Source organism: Sphingomonas jatrophae, from assembly GCF_900113315.1.
In the GTDB taxonomy this organism is placed as follows: Bacteria; Pseudomonadota; Alphaproteobacteria; order Sphingomonadales; family Sphingomonadaceae; genus Sphingomonas_P; species Sphingomonas_P jatrophae.
Genome location: NZ_FOZG01000001.1, coordinates 489,215 through 504,727, shown reverse-complemented (window position 1 = coordinate 504,727; position 15,513 = coordinate 489,215). Strand labels below are relative to the sequence as shown.

General features: G+C 65.6%; 16 protein-coding genes. 6 read left to right on the top strand and 10 right to left on the bottom strand.

Annotated elements, in window-relative coordinates; genetic code table 11:
- Window positions 1–17: 17 nt before the first annotated feature.
- Window positions 18–1,034: a polyprenyl synthetase family protein gene (locus tag BM360_RS02395; RefSeq protein WP_093313624.1), complete on the bottom strand. Its 1,017-nt coding sequence runs from the start codon at window positions 1,032–1,034 to the stop codon at window positions 18–20.
- Window positions 1,035–1,138: 104 nt separating this feature from the next.
- Here BM360_RS02395 and BM360_RS02390 point away from each other — a divergent pair, with 104 nt between their 5' ends.
- Window positions 1,139–1,423 (top strand): chorismate mutase, encoded by a 285-nt coding sequence (locus tag BM360_RS02390; RefSeq protein WP_093313622.1) that lies wholly within the window; start codon window positions 1,139–1,141, stop codon window positions 1,421–1,423.
- An 11-nt stretch (window positions 1,424–1,434) separates the two neighbouring features.
- Here the strand turns inward: BM360_RS02390 and BM360_RS02385 are convergent, their stop codons facing one another.
- The 6 genes from BM360_RS02385 to BM360_RS02360 all read right to left on the bottom strand — a co-directional run bounded on the left by BM360_RS02385 (window position 1,435) and on the right by BM360_RS02360 (window position 6,328).
- Window positions 1,435–2,199: a hypothetical protein gene (locus BM360_RS02385; protein ID WP_093310178.1), complete on the bottom strand. Its 765-nt coding sequence runs from the start codon at window positions 2,197–2,199 to the stop codon at window positions 1,435–1,437.
- Complete coding sequence (locus BM360_RS02380) at window positions 2,199–2,960, bottom strand: hypothetical protein (RefSeq protein ID WP_093310175.1); 762 nt, start codon at window positions 2,958–2,960, stop codon at window positions 2,199–2,201. Before BM360_RS02380 ends, BM360_RS02385 begins: the two co-directional genes overlap by 1 nt.
- On the bottom strand, window positions 2,960–3,745 hold the full coding sequence (locus BM360_RS02375; RefSeq protein WP_093310171.1) for a hypothetical protein: 786 nt from the start codon (window positions 3,743–3,745) through the stop codon (window positions 2,960–2,962). Before BM360_RS02375 ends, BM360_RS02380 begins: the two co-directional genes overlap by 1 nt.
- A complete protein-coding gene (locus BM360_RS02370; protein WP_093313620.1) occupies window positions 3,742–5,064 on the bottom strand; it encodes a sensor histidine kinase in 1,323 nt (440 codons plus the stop codon). The genes BM360_RS02375 and BM360_RS02370 overlap by 4 nt, the downstream gene beginning before the upstream one ends.
- 155 nt (window positions 5,065–5,219) lie before the next feature.
- Window positions 5,220–5,885 (bottom strand): response regulator transcription factor, encoded by a 666-nt coding sequence (locus BM360_RS02365; protein ID WP_093310168.1) that lies wholly within the window; start codon window positions 5,883–5,885, stop codon window positions 5,220–5,222.
- A gap of 104 nt (window positions 5,886–5,989) precedes the next feature.
- On the bottom strand, window positions 5,990–6,328 hold the full coding sequence (locus tag BM360_RS02360; protein WP_242653276.1) for a hypothetical protein: 339 nt from the start codon (window positions 6,326–6,328) through the stop codon (window positions 5,990–5,992).
- A 101-nt stretch (window positions 6,329–6,429) separates the two neighbouring features.
- Between BM360_RS02360 and BM360_RS02355 the strand changes: the two genes are divergently transcribed.
- The 3 genes from BM360_RS02355 to BM360_RS02345 are packed head-to-tail and all read left to right on the top strand — an operon-like array spanning window position 6,430 to window position 9,049.
- Window positions 6,430–8,211: an ABC-F family ATP-binding cassette domain-containing protein gene (locus BM360_RS02355; protein ID WP_093310162.1), complete on the top strand. Its 1,782-nt coding sequence runs from the start codon at window positions 6,430–6,432 to the stop codon at window positions 8,209–8,211.
- Between the two features lie 59 nt (window positions 8,212–8,270).
- Window positions 8,271–8,861: an NADPH-dependent FMN reductase gene (locus tag BM360_RS02350; protein ID WP_093310156.1), complete on the top strand. Its 591-nt coding sequence runs from the start codon at window positions 8,271–8,273 to the stop codon at window positions 8,859–8,861.
- Window positions 8,862–8,872: 11 nt separating this feature from the next.
- Window positions 8,873–9,049, top strand: coding sequence for a DUF4169 family protein (locus BM360_RS02345; protein ID WP_093310154.1), 177 nt, complete (start codon window positions 8,873–8,875; stop codon window positions 9,047–9,049).
- 7 nt (window positions 9,050–9,056) lie between these two features.
- Here BM360_RS02345 and trxB read toward each other — a convergent pair whose 3' ends face one another.
- A complete protein-coding gene (gene trxB / locus BM360_RS02340) occupies window positions 9,057–10,031 on the bottom strand; it encodes a thioredoxin-disulfide reductase (protein ID WP_207544558.1) in 975 nt (324 codons plus the stop codon).
- A 250-nt stretch (window positions 10,032–10,281) separates the two neighbouring features.
- On the opposite strand from trxB, the gene BM360_RS02335 reads away from it, so the two are divergent.
- The gene (locus BM360_RS02335; protein WP_131819160.1) at window positions 10,282–11,421 is read left to right on the top strand and encodes an acyltransferase family protein; all 1,140 of its coding nucleotides are present in this window, start codon (window positions 10,282–10,284) and stop codon (window positions 11,419–11,421) included.
- A gap of 1,216 nt (window positions 11,422–12,637) precedes the next feature.
- Window positions 12,638–13,972, top strand: coding sequence for a hypothetical protein (locus BM360_RS02330; protein ID WP_131819159.1), 1,335 nt, complete (start codon window positions 12,638–12,640; stop codon window positions 13,970–13,972).
- On the opposite strand, the gene BM360_RS02325 is transcribed toward BM360_RS02330, so the two are convergent.
- The gene (locus BM360_RS02325) at window positions 13,969–14,940 is read right to left on the bottom strand and encodes a hypothetical protein (RefSeq protein WP_093310136.1); all 972 of its coding nucleotides are present in this window, start codon (window positions 14,938–14,940) and stop codon (window positions 13,969–13,971) included. The two genes, BM360_RS02330 and BM360_RS02325, sit on opposite strands and share 4 nt — an antisense overlap.
- Window positions 14,937–15,494: a GTP cyclohydrolase II gene (locus BM360_RS02320; RefSeq protein WP_278247410.1), complete on the bottom strand. Its 558-nt coding sequence runs from the start codon at window positions 15,492–15,494 to the stop codon at window positions 14,937–14,939. Before BM360_RS02320 ends, BM360_RS02325 begins: the two co-directional genes overlap by 4 nt.
- Window positions 15,495–15,513: the final 19 nt, after the last annotated feature.

Sequence of the window (15,513 nt, the reverse complement as noted above, 5' to 3'; positions counted from 1 at the left end):
GCCCACCCACGGGGAGATCAATAAGCGCGTGCGACCGCGAACTCGGCAGCTTCGGCCAGAGCCGCGCGCGCCTTGGCACCACCGATCCCCGCCAGCGAATCAATCGCGCGGGCGGCATAGTGCCGCGCCCGGACGAGCGTGTCGGCAAGCGCCCCGGTCCGCTCGAGCAGCTGCTTGGCATGGGCCAGATCATCGTCCGACACGCGCCGACCCTCGATGGCGTCACGCCAGAAGCGCCGCTCCTCATCCGACCCGCGGGCATGAGCGAGGATCACCGGCAAGGTCACTTTGCCATCGCGGAAATCGTCACCCGCATCCTTGCCCATCGTCGCGCCGTCCGAGGCGTAGTCGATCGCATCGTCGACCAGCTGAAACGCGATGCCGAGATTGCGGCCATAGGCGTCGAGTGCCAGCTCCACATCCTCGCTCCGCTCCGCCACCACAGCAGCGATGCGGCAGGCAGCGGCGAACAGCGCCGCCGTCTTCGAGCCGATGATGTGGAGGTAACGATCCTCGCTCGTCTCGATCCGGCGCTGGGCGGTGAGCTGATCCACCTCGCCCTCCGCGATGACAGCGCTGGCATTGGCCAGGATGCGCAGGACGCGGACCGAGCCGTCCTCCGTCATCAACTCGAACGCGCGAGAGAACAGGAAATCGCCGACCAGCACACTGGGCGGATTGCCCCAAATGATGTTCGCAGTGCGTCGACCGCGGCGCTGGCTCGATCCATCGACCACGTCGTCGTGCAGCAGCGTGGCGGTGTGGATGAACTCCACCGCGGCCGCCAGCTTGTGGTGCCGCTCCCCCGCATAATCCAGCAGCCGGGCGCAGGCGAGCGTAAGCATCGGCCGCATCCGCTTGCCACCGCCCGCGATCAGGTGGCCGGCAAGCTCCGGAATAAGAGGCACTTCGGATTGCATGCGCGCGAGGATCACCTCGTTCACGCGGCCGAGGTCTGTGGCGACCAGCGCCATCATCGGATCGAGCGTGGGCTGGGGCCGCGCCTGGCCGAGCGGGAGGATCTGGGCGGTCATCTGCGGCGCGATGTGGCGGGTGCGCACGCGGATGGCAAGGGTAGGTCTTGCATGGCAGGCCCGGTTCCGCCCAAAGGCTCCCCCCGGGCGACGGGAGGGACGTGATGACAGACGAGACGCTGCGCGGCTATCGCGAGAGCATCGACAATATCGATGCCGCCCTTGTGCTGTTGCTCGCCGAACGCTTCAAGGTGACGCAGGCGGTCGGCCGCTACAAGGCGACATCGGGCCTGCCGCCGGCCGATCCCGACCGTGAGGAGAAGCAGATCGCGCGGCTGCGCCGGCTGGCGGAGGATGCGCGGCTGGATCCCGACTTTTCCGAGGCGTTCCTGCGCTTCATCATCCGCGAAGTGATCCGCCACCATGAACGGGTGCGCGACGGCGCCTGACTGATAGCCCTTCAGCCCTGATGCGCCTCGGCGCGGCGGAAGGCCATGAGGTAGACCGAGCAGGCGAGCAGCATCAGGAGCACCGACATGGCCCCGTCGACCAGCGCAACCAGCAGCGCGGCAGGCGGCCCATCCTGCCGCACGCCGCCAAAGGCCATCGCGCGGGCCAGCGCCGGCGGGTAGGCGATGATCATCAGCACCGCATAGCAGCGCAGATATTGCCCGCGGATCGCGCCGAGCGACCACCGAAGCGACGTCGCCTCCCCGCGCAGCAGCACCCGGATGAAGCCGGGCTCAACCAGCAGGAACAGCAGATAGGCCAGGCTGAGGCCGAACGCGGTGTCGATCACCGTGCCCCCGGTCTGCACTGCCGGTACGAAGCCGCCCGAAACGCCTTGGCCGACGAGCAGCCGGATCGCCACCGTGGCGAGCGACAGCCCGGCTACGAGGTGAAACCAGCCCGCCGCGACTGGCGGCACCGCGAAGGCGGCGCGCCAACCGATCGTCGGCTGATCCAGCAGGCGCGTCGTCGCCACGTGCAGCCAAAGATGCACGAACGTTCGCACGATCAGGAACAGCCAGCCCGCGGTGCGCAGGAGCGTCACATTGGCAGACATGTTCGCCGCCACCCAGAGGCGGAACGGATTAGCCAGGATCAGGATGGGCAGGAAGATGGCAAACACCAAAGGGCGCCGCCGCAGCACCCTGGCGACCATCGTCAGCGCCGCCACCATGTCGCCTCGGATCGATAACAGCGAAGCGCCGACGCTCGCCATCACCGTGCCTCCGCGCGCCGATACGCGCCGAGGTAGACAGAGGTCGCGAGCAGCATCAGCAGCACGGACATGGCGCCATCGATCAACGCCGTCGCGATCATCGACGTGGCACTTTCCGCCTTCAAGCCACCGAAGGCGAGCATGCGAGCCAGCGCCGGTGGATAGCAGATCAGCATCACCAGCGCCCAATTGTACAGATACTGGCCGCGGATCGCCGCCAGGGACCACCGCACCGGGGTCGGCTCGCGTCGCAGCAGAACGCGGGCGAAACCCGGCTGGAGCGGCAGGAAGATGAAGTAGGTGAGGCCCAGCCCCACTGCGATGCCGATGGCCGTGCCCCCGGTCATCACCGCCGGCACGAACAGGCCACCCGCGCCCTGCCCCAGCCACAGGCGGATACCAATGGTGAGCAGGGAAGCGGCGGCAATCAGGTGCAGCCATCCCGCGGCGATCGGCTCCACCCGGAAGGCGTCCCGCCACGGCAGCTGCGGCTGATCGAGCACCCGCATCGTCGCCACATGCAGCCACAGGTTCACGAACGTGCGCACGATCAGGAACAGCCATCCCGCGGCCCGAACGATGGCGGCCGTATCGCTTCCGCCCTGCACGCCGATCCAGAAGCGCATGAGGTTGGCTGCCGCAAGAATGGCGAGGAAGACGAGGAACATCAGCGGGCGGGCGAGCAAGCCCGCAAAGGCGAGCGACAGCGCACCAGCCGCATCGGACATCAGCGCGGGCAATGGCCGGCCCGCGCTGCGCATCACCGCGCCGCCTCAGCCGCGCGAACGCGGCCGCGCGCGCCCTCAAGCGAGTCGCGGTAGAGCCCCCAGTAGACGCCGGTCGCAAGCATCATCAGCACCACCGTAAGCCCCGCATCCAGGAGCGCCGTCAGCAACACGCCGCTGACGCCGCCGTCATCCAGCAGGCCGAGCAGCGCGCGACGAAGCAAGGCGGGCGGCAGCGCCAGCAGCATCGCCGCGCCGAGCGCCGTCAGCACGTGGCCGCGGGCGGCCCGCAGGCTGCCGCGCAAGGTCGGCTCACCGCCATATCCGAGCACGGATGCGAAATAGCCGGGAATGAGCGGCAGGAAGACGGCATAGGTGAAGAGAAAGCCGGCCTCCATCAGGACCAACTCGCGGATGTCCCAGAGCCTCCCGGCGGGCGCGAAGAAGCCGCCAGACGCTTGGGTCAGCCAGAGGCGGACGAGGAATGCCGCAAGCGAGACAAGGATGAGGCCATGAAACCACATGGCCTGTGAGCCGGCGACGACGAAGGCCTGCCGCAAGCCGACGGTGCGATCGTCGATCAGCCGTGCGGCCGCGACATGAAGCCACTGCGTGACGAAGGTGCGCGCGATCAGGAACAGCCAGCCGACCGCGCCCATCAGCATCCCGGGCCCGCCCAACGCTTCCACCCGGCCAAGCCAGAACCGCATCAGGTTGGAACCCGTCTGCACCGCGACGAACAGCAGGATCAGCCCCGGCCGGGCGACCAGCGCCGCCACGGCAAGGCGGAGCGCATGCGCGGCAGAGGCGATCACGGTCATGCCGGCCGCTGCGCTGCCGCCGGCAGCCGCAGCCGTGCGGCCAGACCACCGAGATCCTCGCTTTCCTCAAGCGCGATCGTGCCGCCATAGATCTCCACGACGTCACGCACGATGGCGAGGCCGAGGCCGGTGCCGGGCTTGCCCGTATCCAGCCGGGCGCCTCGCTTGAAGAGCGTGTCGCGTTCGGCCGCCGGGATGCCCGGGCCGTCATCCTCGACGACGATGTCGACGAAGCCCGAAGCCGCTCGCTCGACGGTCACGAACACGCGGCTTCCACCATATTTCGCGGCATTCTCCATCAGATTGCCGATCATCTCGTCCAAGTCCTGACGCTCGACGTGGACGGCGGCCGCCTTGTCGCCGGCAAGGTCGATCGTGACGTGGCGGTGCAGGCGCGACACGGCGCGCTCGACCGCCTTGAGGCTCGCCCACACCTCGGCGAAGCTCTGCGCCGCACCCCGCCGGCCGACCGCGCGGGCGCGGGCGAGGTGATGGTCCACCTGGCGGCGCATCGTCGTCGCCTCGCGGATCACGGTGGCTTCCAGATCGGGCGACCGCGCGGTTGCCTCGTTCATGATGACGGTGAGCGGCGTCTTCAACGCATGGGCGAGATTGCCGGCATGCGCCCGCGCCTCCTCGCCCTGCCGCTCATTGTGCGCGAGGAGGTCGTTCAACTCCTCCACCATCGGTGCCACCTCGAGCGGCAGCCGATCGTCGACCCGGCTGATCTCGCCCGACTTCACCCGGCCGATCGCGCGCCGGATCTTGCGCAGCGGCCACAGGCCGACCGTCGCCTGCAAGGCGGACATGATCAGCAGGCCGAGCGCCAGCAGCGCGAAAGATCGGACCAGCGTCTGGCGGAGGATGGCGATCTGCTCATCCAGCCCGGCGCGGCTCTGCGCCACCTGGAAGCGCCACGACACGGATGATCCGGGCAGCTTGGCATCCCGCTCCAGGATGCGCAGCGGCTCACCGCCCAACTCCTTGCTGTCGTAGACATGCTGGTCGGGATCGTGGTGGCGCGGTTCCACCTTGAGCGCCTGATCCCACAACGAGCGCGAGCGGAACGGCTCATGTCCGCTGCCGCTGATTTGGTAATAGAGCCCGGAATAAGGCTCGAGGAAGCGCTGGTCCCCGAGCGCCCGGTTGAAGCGCACCTCGCCAATGGGATCGATCTCGGCGCTCGCGATCATGGCAGACATCACATATTCGAGCTGGCCGTCGAAATTGCGCGTGATCGCGTCCTTGAGAACGCGGTCCAGCGCGAAGCCGCCGCCGAACAGCATCAGCCCGATCCACAGCGCCGCAATCCCGAACATGCGGCGCGTCAGCGAGCCGCTGCTGCGCTGGCCGGCATCGGGCCGGTCCGCTCCGACCCGCATCGGCCGCCCGACCATCATGCGCAGCATGTTGCCGGGAATACGCCACCAGGCGTCCGCCGCGGGCGGGTCGTTCGTCGCCACGGCCTACCCGCTCAGCGCGCCGGGTCGTCGAGCGAGTAGCCGAGGCCGCGGATGGTGGTGATAACGTCCTGACCCAGCTTCTTGCGGATGCGCGTGACGAACACCTCGATCGTGTTCGAATCGCGGTCGAAATCCTGATCGTAGATATGCTCGATCAGCTCGGTCCGGCTCACCACCTTGCCCTTGTGGTGCATCAGGTAGCTGAGCAGCTTATATTCCTGCGCGGTCAGCTTCACCGGCTCACCGGCCAAAGTCACCTTGCCGCTGCGCGTGTCGAGCCGCACGTCGCCGGCGATCAGCTCAGACGAGGCGTTGCCCGCAGCGCGGCGGATCAGCGCGCGCAGGCGGGCGATCAGCTCCTCCGTCTGGAACGGCTTGGCGAGGTAATCGTCCGCGCCCGCATCCAGCCCGGCCACCTTGTCCGACCAGCTGTCGCGCGCGGTGAGCACCAGCACCGGCGTCTCCTTGCCTTCGCGCCGCCAGCGATCGAGCACGGTCAGGCCGTCAATCTCGGGCAGGCCCAGATCCAGCACGATCGCGTCGTAGCTCTCGGTGGAGCCGAGAAAATGCCCATCCTCGCCATCCGTCGCGAGATCCACCGCATAGCCCGCGCCTTCCAGCGTGGCCCGCAGCTGGCGGCCGAGATTGGGCTCGTCCTCGACGATCAAAACGCGCATGGAACTCGCTCTCCTCAGGTCCGAACGCGCCGATTACGCGAAGCAGCGGCGCTGCTCAACGGGAAGAGGAGGAACGGGTGAGCTGATAAGCCTGAGCGCGTCTCTCAGTCGCCCGCGCGACCGATGATGGCACCCGTGCGGGGATCAACGTCTACCCAGATCACCGAGCCCTTGGACATGAACTTCAGCCGATAGCGATCATCGTACAGCTCCGGCCCCAGATAACGTGCGCCGCCCATGCGCGGCAGCACACGGTTCTCGATCTCGCGCAGCGGCTTGATCTCGCCACGCCGGGTCTGGTCGTAGGCGAAGTTCTGATCGGACCGGCGGCGGCGCTCGGGCTGCGCATCTGCCGCGAACGGCAGCGCCAGCGTGGCGGCGATCAGCGCGGCGGGCAGGAATCTGTTCATCGGCATGGTGGCGTTGGCATAGGCCCAAGCCATTGAACAGGCCGTGAATGCTCGGCGGCGGGGCTATTCTGCCGCACTGTGGCACAGATACCGCGCGACTTCACAAGCCGGGCGGTAACGCCTAGCTCGGCCGCATGGCCGCACCCATCCTCGCTTATGAACAACTCGGTCTCATCCAGGGATCGGGCTGGCTGTTCCGCAATCTCGACATCTTCATCCACCCGCGTGACCGATTGGCGCTGATCGGCCGCAACGGGGCAGGCAAGACGACGCTGCTGAAGCTGCTCGCCAGCATCATCGATGCGGATGAAGGCCGGCGCACGGTGGTGCCCGGCGCCAAGGTGGTGCTGCTCGAGCAGGAGCCCGACTTCGCCGGTCATGCGACGCTGCGCGACTATGCGACGGCGGGTGCCGATGCGCCGCCGGCCTATGTGGTTGAGTCGATCGCCGACCAGATCGGACTCGATCTCGGCCGGGAGGCGGCGAGTGCGTCCGGTGGCGAGCGTCGCCGGGCTGCCATCGCGCGCGCGCTGGCGATGGAGCCGGACGTGCTGCTGCTGGATGAGCCGACCAACCACCTCGATCTCGCCGCCATCGAGTGGGTGGAGAATTGGCTTGCCCGCTTCGGCGGCGCCTTTGTCGTGATCAGCCACGATCGCACCTTCCTCACCAGGCTGACCCGCTCGACCCTGTGGCTGGATCGTGGCCGCATCCGACGGGCAGAGGTCGGTTATGGCGGCTTCGAGGCCTGGGCGGAGCAGGTCGCCGCCGAGGACGAGCGCGCGGCCGAGAAACTGGATGCTCGGCTGAAGCTGGAAGAGCATTGGCTGCAGCGTGGCGTGACCGGCCGGCGGCGGCGCAACCAGGGCCGCCTGACCAAGCTGATCGAGATGCGTGCCGCCCGCGCCTCGATGATCGGCCCCGCCGGCACCGCGAACCTCGGCATCGCCACGGACGACGTGCGCACCCGCTCGGTGATCGAAGCTAAGGCCGTCACCAAGCGCTTCGGCGAGCGGACGGTGATCAAGGACTTCACGCTGCGCATCCAGCGTGGCGACCGCATCGGCATCGTCGGCGCGAACGGCGCGGGCAAAACCACCCTGCTGCGCCTGCTCACCGGTGAAACGGCACCCGACGAGGGTGAGATCAAGCTCGCCAAGACGCTGGACAGCGTCGTCATCGACCAGCAGCGCCGCCTGCTGACGCCCGGCAAGACGGTACGCGAAGTTCTGGCGGAGGGTGGCGACTGGATCGAGGTCCGTGGCGTCAAGAAGCACGTCCACGGCTATCTCAAGGAGTTCCTGTTCGATCCCGCCGTCGCCGAAGCGCGGGTGGAGGCGCTGTCCGGCGGTGAGCGATCGCGCGTGCTGCTGGCGCGCGAGTTTGCTCGCCCGTCCAACCTGCTCGTGCTGGATGAGCCGACCAACGATCTCGACATGGAAACCCTCGATCTTCTGCAGGAGGTGATCGCCGATTATGACGGCACTGTCCTCCTCGTCAGCCACGATCGCGACTTTCTCGATCGCACCGTAACGCTGACGCTCGGTCTCGACGGATCGGGCAAGGTGGATATCGTCGCCGGCGGCTACGCGGATTGGGAGCGCAAGCGCGCGCGGCCGGCAGAGGCGAAGCGTTCCGGGGGCACGAAGCCCGAGACGCCGAAGCCAGCCGCCAAGGCGAACAAGCTGACCTACAAGGATCAGCGCGATCTCGATCTGCTGCCTACGGAGATCGAGAAGATCGAAGCATCGATTCGCGCCGACGAAGCAGCGCTTGCCGATCCGGCACTGTACACGCGCGATCCCGCGCGCTTTGCGGGCCTGACAGTCGCGATCGAAACAGCACGGCGGCGCAAGGAGGAGGCTGAGCTGCGCTGGCTGGAGCTTGCCGAGAAAGCCGAGTCGCTGGGCGGCTGATGGATCAGACCGGCACCATGCGCTTTTGGCATCCGCAGCAGGGCCGGGTATGATCCGGCATGGCTGATCACATTCTCGTCCTCTACGGATCGTATCGTTCCGATCGCACGGGCATTCGCTTGGCCGACTATCTCGTCCGCCGGCTGGGTGAGCGGGGTGCGGTGGCGGATCTGATCGACGCCAAGGCGGTCGGCCTGCCGATGCTGGACCGCATGTACAAGGAATATCCCCGGGGCGAAGCGCCGCCGGCAATGGCGGCGCTGGCGCAGAAGATCCGCACCGCCGACGCCTTCGTGTTTGTCGCGGGCGAATATAATTGGGGGATGCAACCGGGGCTGAAGAACCTCACCGACCATTTCCTCGAGGAATGGTTCTGGCGCCCGGCCGCCGTCGCTAGCTACTCCGCCGGACGCCTTGCGGGCGCGCGCGCGAACAGTGCGTGGCATGGCCCGCTGTCTGAAATGGGCATGGTCGTCGTGCCCAGCACGCTCACTGTCGGCCCGATCACCCAGACGCTCGATGCAGAGGGGCGCCCGGTCGGGGATGCGGGCAAGTCGCTCGATCGCGCCTTCACCCGATTCGCCGACGACCTGTCATGGTGGACGGAAGCCGCCCGCGAACAGCGCGAGCGGCGCGATCCGCCCTACTGAGGCGAGAGCCGGTGGCCGAAATCATCAACCTGCGCACGGCGCGCAAGGCAAAGCAGCGCATTGAGGCGAAGACCGTCGCAGCGGAGAACCGCGCCAAGCACGGCCGCACCAAAGCGGAGAAGGCCGCCGAAGCTCAGGCACGCGACCGAACCGAGCAACTCCTGGACGGCGCCAAGCGCGAGGAGTGACCGAGGCCTACCAGGCCCCGATCTTCTCCTCATGCCCGGCCGCCGCAGCCTCGCGTGCGGGATGCGCTACCGCCGCGAGGAACCGCTCCGCATCGAGTGCGGCCATGCAGCCTGTTCCGGCCGCCGTGATCGCCTGACGATAGATCTTGTCCATCACGTCGCCGCACGCGAACACGCCCGGGATAGCCGTCCGCGCGGTGCCCGGCTCGACCAGCAGATAGCCGTCATCGTCCAGGTCCAGCTTACCGCGGAACAGCTCGGTCGCTGGTGAGTGGCCGATGGCGGTGAACGCGCCATCCACGTCGAGGCGATGCGTCTCGCCGCTCTCACGATCGCGCAGCTGGAGCGCGACGAGCCCCGCAGTGCCCTCCCCCGCGACGAACTCGTCGACGACGGTGTTCCACAGCACCTTGATGTTCGGATGCGCGAACAGCCGCTCCTGCAGGATCTTCTCGGCGCGCAGCGAGTCGCGGCGGTGGATCAGCGTCACGTCCGGCGAGTGATTGGTCAGGTATAGGGCCTCTTCCACCGCGGTGTTGCCGCCCCCGATCACCGCCACCTTCTTGCCGCGGTAGAAGAAGCCGTCGCATGTCGCACAGGCGGACACGCCCTGCCCGCGCAGCCGCTGCTCGCTCTCCAGGCCCAGCCACTTCGCTTGCGCACCCGTGGCGATCACCAGCGTCTCGGCGACGTAAACCGTGCCGCCATCGCCCGTGAGACGGAAAGGCCGCGTCGACACATCGACATCGACGATCGTGTCCCACAGCATGCGTGCGCCGACATGCTCCGCCTGCGCCTGCATCTCCTCCATCAGCCAGGGGCCCTGGATCACCTCACGAAAGCCGGGATAATTCTCGACATCGGTGGTGGTGGTCAGCTGACCGCCGGGCTGCACCCCCTGCACCACGATCGGCGCCAGCCCCGCCCGCGCGCCATAGATGGCAGCGGACAGACCCGCCGGGCCGGAGCCGAGGATCAGCATCTTGGTGTGGACGTCGGCGGACATGGCGGCCTTTCGCGTGATCGGTTCGTTGCGGGTCAGATAGGGTGCCAACGCCCGTTTGCGCAACGCGGCCGTGATGAGCAATGACGGTCAGCGGCATCGGCGCGGGCGATCAGCCGCCTCGCACATCCAATGATCCGTTTCGAACGTGTCAGCCAGAGAGCAACGGCATCGGCGATGCTAGCCAGCATCCCATCGCAACTTCGCGCCGGGACGATGGGGATGATAAGTGACGATCGAAGAACGACTACGTGAGGTCGACGGCCGTCCTAGCGGCTTTGACTACATGCGGCTGATCGTATCACTCGCTGTGATCTGCTGGCACTCGGTCGTAACCAGTTATGGCACGGCCGCGCAAGACGCCATTCAGAACAGCATCTGGCGCCCCCTGCCGACATCGATCGTCCCCTGCTTCTTTGCGATTAGCGGCTTCCTCGTCGCTGGTTCACTTGAGCGATCGAAGACCATCGCAGGCTTTCTCGGACTCCGTGTGATCCGCATCTACCCCGCGCTGGCTGTCTATGCGCTACTCGCCGCCTTGGTAATGGGACCGTTGCTTACAGATCTGTCGCCAGCTCGCTACTTCAGTGACGAACTCTTCTTCAGGTTTCTGGCCGGCATTAGCGGGCACGTCAGCTACGTCTTGCCGGGCGTGTTCCTGGACAATCCAAAGTCGCTAGCGGTTAACGGCCAGTTGTGGACGTTACCCTGGGAACTTGGCTGCTACATCACGCTGAGTGGCCTCGCCATCCTCGGCTTCGCCCGTCATCCCCGGCTGCTTGTCCTCGCGATCGTGATTCTCTGGGCATCCGCCTCCGTGCTGTTCTTCGTGCGTCTTGATCCAGGTCGCGCTCCCACCGGATTGCCTGCGTACCTGATCGTAATCACCTTTCTCGCCGGGCTCGCCCTTTTCCTGAACCGCGATCGGGTGCCTTGGAGCGGCAAGCTGTGCCTCTTCTCCGTCTGCCTCATCCTAGTGCTGACGTCTTTTCCACTGGTTGGGGATCTCTTCGCGCCCCTTCCGATGGCCTATGCGACAACCTATCTGGGCCTCTGCAATCCACGCAAGCTCAAGCTGCTGAGCGGGACGGATTACTCCTACGGCTTGTTCGTGTACGGCTATGCGATCCAGCAGGGTTTCATGTCGATCGGGCCTGCCGTGCAGCAGTGGTATATCAATCTTGTGCTGGCCGTCCCTGCCTCACTAATCGCTGCCGCACTGTCTTGGCACTTTGTCGAAAAGCCGGCACATGAACTGCGCAGGTTTATCAAGCAGTATGAAGCGCGCGCGGGAGCGGGGATTCGCTGGACGCCAATTGGGTACGCGATGAGCCGGCTGAAACCGCCAAAGCGCGTCGAAGCGGAGTAGGTCCGTCGTATCGCGTCAAATTCGAGATGTGGTAGCGGAGGAGCGCTACCGCTTGCGCAGTCACCTCCGAACCTTCCGAGCGTAGCGAACGCCTGCTGGAGCAGCATAACCGTCCGGGAAGCGGTATGCCTTGACGCCGCCGCTGCCCCTGAGGCCGGTTCCGGGAAAAACCTAACATGCCTAACAATGGCGGAAATCTGCCAATTTCGGCCTAACTCAACGCCTCACCTCGACCTAATCAGGTTAGATGATGAAAACCTAACATTCTGGCTTTTAAGAATGGCGGATTTCTGCGGATGTTAGGTCGCTTGTTCGGTTCGGTAAGGGGCGGTGAGGTTATCGACCTAACTGGTCGAATCACGTTTAATCAGGTACTTACGCTGGAATTCAGCGCCGGGTGAGGGATGTTAGACCTTTCCCGCATACCCTCTCAGCGGCACTTCGGTGCAGGCGACGGCGACGGCGGCCCGGTTCAGAGATCGCGAGTTATCCACAAGCTGGGTTGAAGTTGTGGAGCACTTATCCCTATCGGCTACGAGCCTTTGACTCGTAGGATTGTTCTCGTCTTGTTCTCATCCCGTTATCTGTCGAGTCGCGGGATGTGGATATGGCGAGTGGCGGAGTTGGACTGGATCGACGGGAGGAGATGCGTCTGCGTCGCGACGCGGGACGCCGATTTCGGCTGATGGTCTTCGCTCGGCCAGCTGGCCCTTGGCGACGATGGCAGGCCGAGGCATTTGACGATGCGCTCGCGACGAAGAACGGTCAGCGGGATCGGCGCGGGAAGGTTTGGTTGATCGTGCCGGCGTGGGTCCAGGCTGTCGACGCCACACCTCTGATCGATGCGAGCATCAGGGTCCGTCAGGCTCGCGCGCGCACCTTAGAGGAGGTCGCGAACCTCTCCGAAGTACCGCAGCGGCGTGCCGGGTGACATGCCGCCTAGCTGCATCAATCCGCATCACCGTTCGGGCTGGTCTCAGCTCAGCGCGGAGTGCGCGAAAACCCTTGGAGGAGCTGGAGCTGGCGGGTGCATCAAAAGCGACACGAAAAGACCGCGGGCGAGGCGGGGGGAAAAGCGCGCGTTTCGGGGTAGCGGCGGTTCAGAGAGGGGGCGTAGCGATGTTGCGCCGCTGGCCTTAGCTGCTGACTGAGGGCAGCCCCGCGCGTGCATCAACGTTACGAGCGAAGTCCGGACGCTCCGGGGCAAGGACGACTGATGGACCAAATCTCCTGCCGATCGGCGTTAGCGCAGTACGGCAATCCTCCGAACCCATGCTATGATCAGAGCATGAGACTGGCTCCAGCTGATCCCGACCTGTTTGGCGAACGCACGCGCGGGCTCCTTGAGGGGTGCCCCAACCCTAAGCCGAGCCCGGCTGACAAGGCCTCGTTCGGCCGGCTCGCGAGCCTGTACACGGCGTTCTCGACCGAGTTCGCCTCCTTCGCGTTGAAGGAGTGCCTGTCTCGCGGCCACACGCGCATCGCCGATCCGTTTGCCGGCATGGGCACGCTCGGCGAAGCCGCCCGGGTTTATCCGGTGGATCTCGTCTTAAACGACTTGAACCCATTCGCCGTGGCGTCGTGCTGCGTGCGCACGGCGACGATTGCGGAGCTGGAGCGGGCCACCCAAACCGTGCGGTCACTCGTTCCAGAGAGCCGGGGCGCCGATGACGAGAGCCGCTTCCGATCCGCCGTAAATGCCTTGCTGCCGCGCGGCCAAACGGTAGTCGATTGCCTATTGGATCCCTCCACCGAGGAAGCCCAGTTTGGATTGTGCTGCCTCCATATTCTTTCGATCGCCCGCATTTCGATGCACAAGCGGCTGCGCGGCTCCAATCCGACCTGGACGAAGCGTGCCGGGGGCGGCGCGGTAATCGACGGCGATTTCGAGAGCGCCGTCGAAGCCGCGATCTGCTCGCTTTGCGACTATGCCGCGCAGCTGCCGTCGCGCGCAGAAGGGATGTCCGTTCGGCTGTCGAACCGCGACGTGGCGGACCTCGACTGGGCCGAGGGCGGCGTTGACGCGATCGTGACCTCGCCTCCCTACCCCAATCGCACCGACTACATCCGCCACTACTTGCCAGCGGCGGAGCTGTTGCTGGCAGGCGACCGGGACATCGAGCGCCGCCTTCGCGAGATTCAGATTGGCACGCCCTTAATCCGTGGCGATCACGCCGGAGTTGAGCTGCCGCGCTCGGTCGAAATGCTCATAGAGCGCGTGAGGACGCACCGCAGCTACGCCTCAGAGCGCTACTATGCGAAGGGATTTCGCTACTACTTCGAAGACATGTCGCGAGCCTTAGCACGCTTCGCCGGCTGGCTCGCGCCAAAGGGCATAGCGCTGCTGGTGGTACAGGATACCTTTTACAAGGAAATCCTCGTGCCCGTCGCCGACTTGCTTGGCGATATCGCTCAGATCCATGGCTTGGATCTAGTTGGCGTCGAGCGGTTCAAGGTACGCAACTCAATGTCGCGGTTGAGCCCTCATACCCGCGCCGCGCTGCCAAAGCCGCAGCTCGCGGAGACCGTCATCCTGCTCTCAAAAGTTTAGTAGATTGCCTTCTCGAACTGTGGCTCGTTGAACCACTCGTACCCACGATCGCCTAGCGTTCGGCAAGACTGCCCGTAAGGACACGGACCGGCAACGAGCCGAGCCACATCATGCGGCAGTTCCTGCGCTGGTGCGTTCACACAATGCGGATGCCATTCGGGACCGAGTTCCGAAATGCAAATTGTGCGCGCGAGCTGCCACTCCAGGTAGTTGAGCGTGGCGACGTCCAAACCTGCATACTGCGCACAATCACGCATCGCTTGGTCCACCGTTTCCCTGAGTAGCATGACCAGGCGCCGCCGCGCCGGCCGCGGTTCTCCTGTCAACGCCTCGACGACAGCAGGACGTGTGGGGAAGACACGACCTGTCCGAAGATAGAGCCGTAAGAGGTGGTACTCCACCGCGGGCCGCAGATTCTGCGGATCGCTAAAACGCATGATACCTTCACGGTGGAGATCGTGAGCTAGCACGCGGAGTTTTTTCTCGAGGGGATCGCCCTGAAACGCCGCAATACGGCCGAACTGCGCATAGAAACCGTCGGCCCCCTCAAGGTGAGGCTGCTTCAGGAGCCGTCGGATCGGGCCATCGGACTGGGAGAGCTCTAACAGCGTTGTCGCCGTGTCGCGCAGCATGCTGGCCCGCTGATGCGGAAGCACACGTTCCTGCCGGGCGTACGTTGCGAGGAGCTCACGTATCTGTTTGGGCGATGTCGCAGCAAATTCTGCAAGCCTCCTGTCCGTGTCAGGAAGCATCCATTCCGCCAGGGCGGACTGGAGGACGTCCCAGTTCATCCGGTGGCAGATCGACACGAAGAGTGTCTTGAACGCGACTTGCGCGATGGGCGTCGCCAGAGACCACGGAAAGTGCTCCTCATCGGGTTTGAACTTGGCAAGCATCCGTGCCGCCTCAAGGCACCTGAACTTGTCGATGGCGAACGGGACACCATCGAGAGCGCGATCGAGGCTCATGGATGGTGGCCGAGGGCCAACACCTTTCCGGCTACGTAGGCAGCGCGCTCCTCGGTCAACGGCACGGAGAGCTTGATCCGCTCCCTCACCTCGATGCCAGCCCTGAACAAGGCAGCCTCCTTCGCGGGGTTTGCGGACGCCAGCCTTACGGCTGCGCCATCGAACATACGGCGCAAGGCGGCCACGTGGTTGTCGAAGTCGCGCGGCTCGGGTTCATGTCCGAGCCTGCCGAACGCCTCGGCGGTGTCGAGTCCCTCCGCCTGCTGGAGCGCCAACGCAGCCATCTTTCCCGCAATGCCGATGCCACGCCCCTCTTCCCAGGCGTAGGTCACCACGCCGCCTTCGCGCGCGATCGCCGCTATCGCTGCTTCGAGCTGAACGCCGCAGTCGCAGTCGGTCGCGCCGATAGCCTCACCGAAGGCGCAGGAAGAGTGGAACCGCACCACGGGCAGAGCGACCCTCTTGCCGCTGCTAATCACGAGCAGGTTCTCGGCACCGACATTCGCCAGTTGTGCGTAGACCATGCCGTGAGCGGTCGGAACCGCGACCGGCACAAGGTCAGAAATTTGCGGC

Coding starts and splice junctions, on each gene's coding strand:
- BM360_RS02325 (WP_093310136.1), bottom strand. CDS start 14,940: ATGAGCCTCGATCGCGCTCTCGATGGTGTCCCGTTCGCCATCGACAAG.
- BM360_RS02385 (WP_093310178.1), bottom strand. CDS start 2,199: ATGGCGAGCGTCGGCGCTTCGCTGTTATCGATCCGAGGCGACATGGTG.
- BM360_RS02360 (WP_242653276.1), bottom strand. CDS start 6,328: ATGGCTTGGGCCTATGCCAACGCCACCATGCCGATGAACAGATTCCTG.
- BM360_RS02390 (WP_093313622.1), top strand. CDS start 1,139: ATGACAGACGAGACGCTGCGCGGCTATCGCGAGAGCATCGACAATATC.
- BM360_RS02355 (WP_093310162.1), top strand. CDS start 6,430: ATGGCCGCACCCATCCTCGCTTATGAACAACTCGGTCTCATCCAGGGA.
- BM360_RS02380 (WP_093310175.1), bottom strand. CDS start 2,960: ATGCGCAGCGCGGGCCGGCCATTGCCCGCGCTGATGTCCGATGCGGCT.
- BM360_RS02370 (WP_093313620.1), bottom strand. CDS start 5,064: ATGTTCGGGATTGCGGCGCTGTGGATCGGGCTGATGCTGTTCGGCGGC.
- BM360_RS02330 (WP_131819159.1), top strand. CDS start 12,638: ATGGACCAAATCTCCTGCCGATCGGCGTTAGCGCAGTACGGCAATCCT.
- BM360_RS02375 (WP_093310171.1), bottom strand. CDS start 3,745: ATGACCGTGATCGCCTCTGCCGCGCATGCGCTCCGCCTTGCCGTGGCG.
- BM360_RS02365 (WP_093310168.1), bottom strand. CDS start 5,885: ATGCGCGTTTTGATCGTCGAGGACGAGCCCAATCTCGGCCGCCAGCTG.
- BM360_RS02350 (WP_093310156.1), top strand. CDS start 8,271: ATGGCTGATCACATTCTCGTCCTCTACGGATCGTATCGTTCCGATCGC.
- trxB (WP_207544558.1), bottom strand. CDS start 10,031: ATGCTGATCCTCGGCTCCGGCCCGGCGGGTCTGTCCGCTGCCATCTAT.
- BM360_RS02395 (WP_093313624.1), bottom strand. CDS start 1,034: ATGACCGCCCAGATCCTCCCGCTCGGCCAGGCGCGGCCCCAGCCCACG.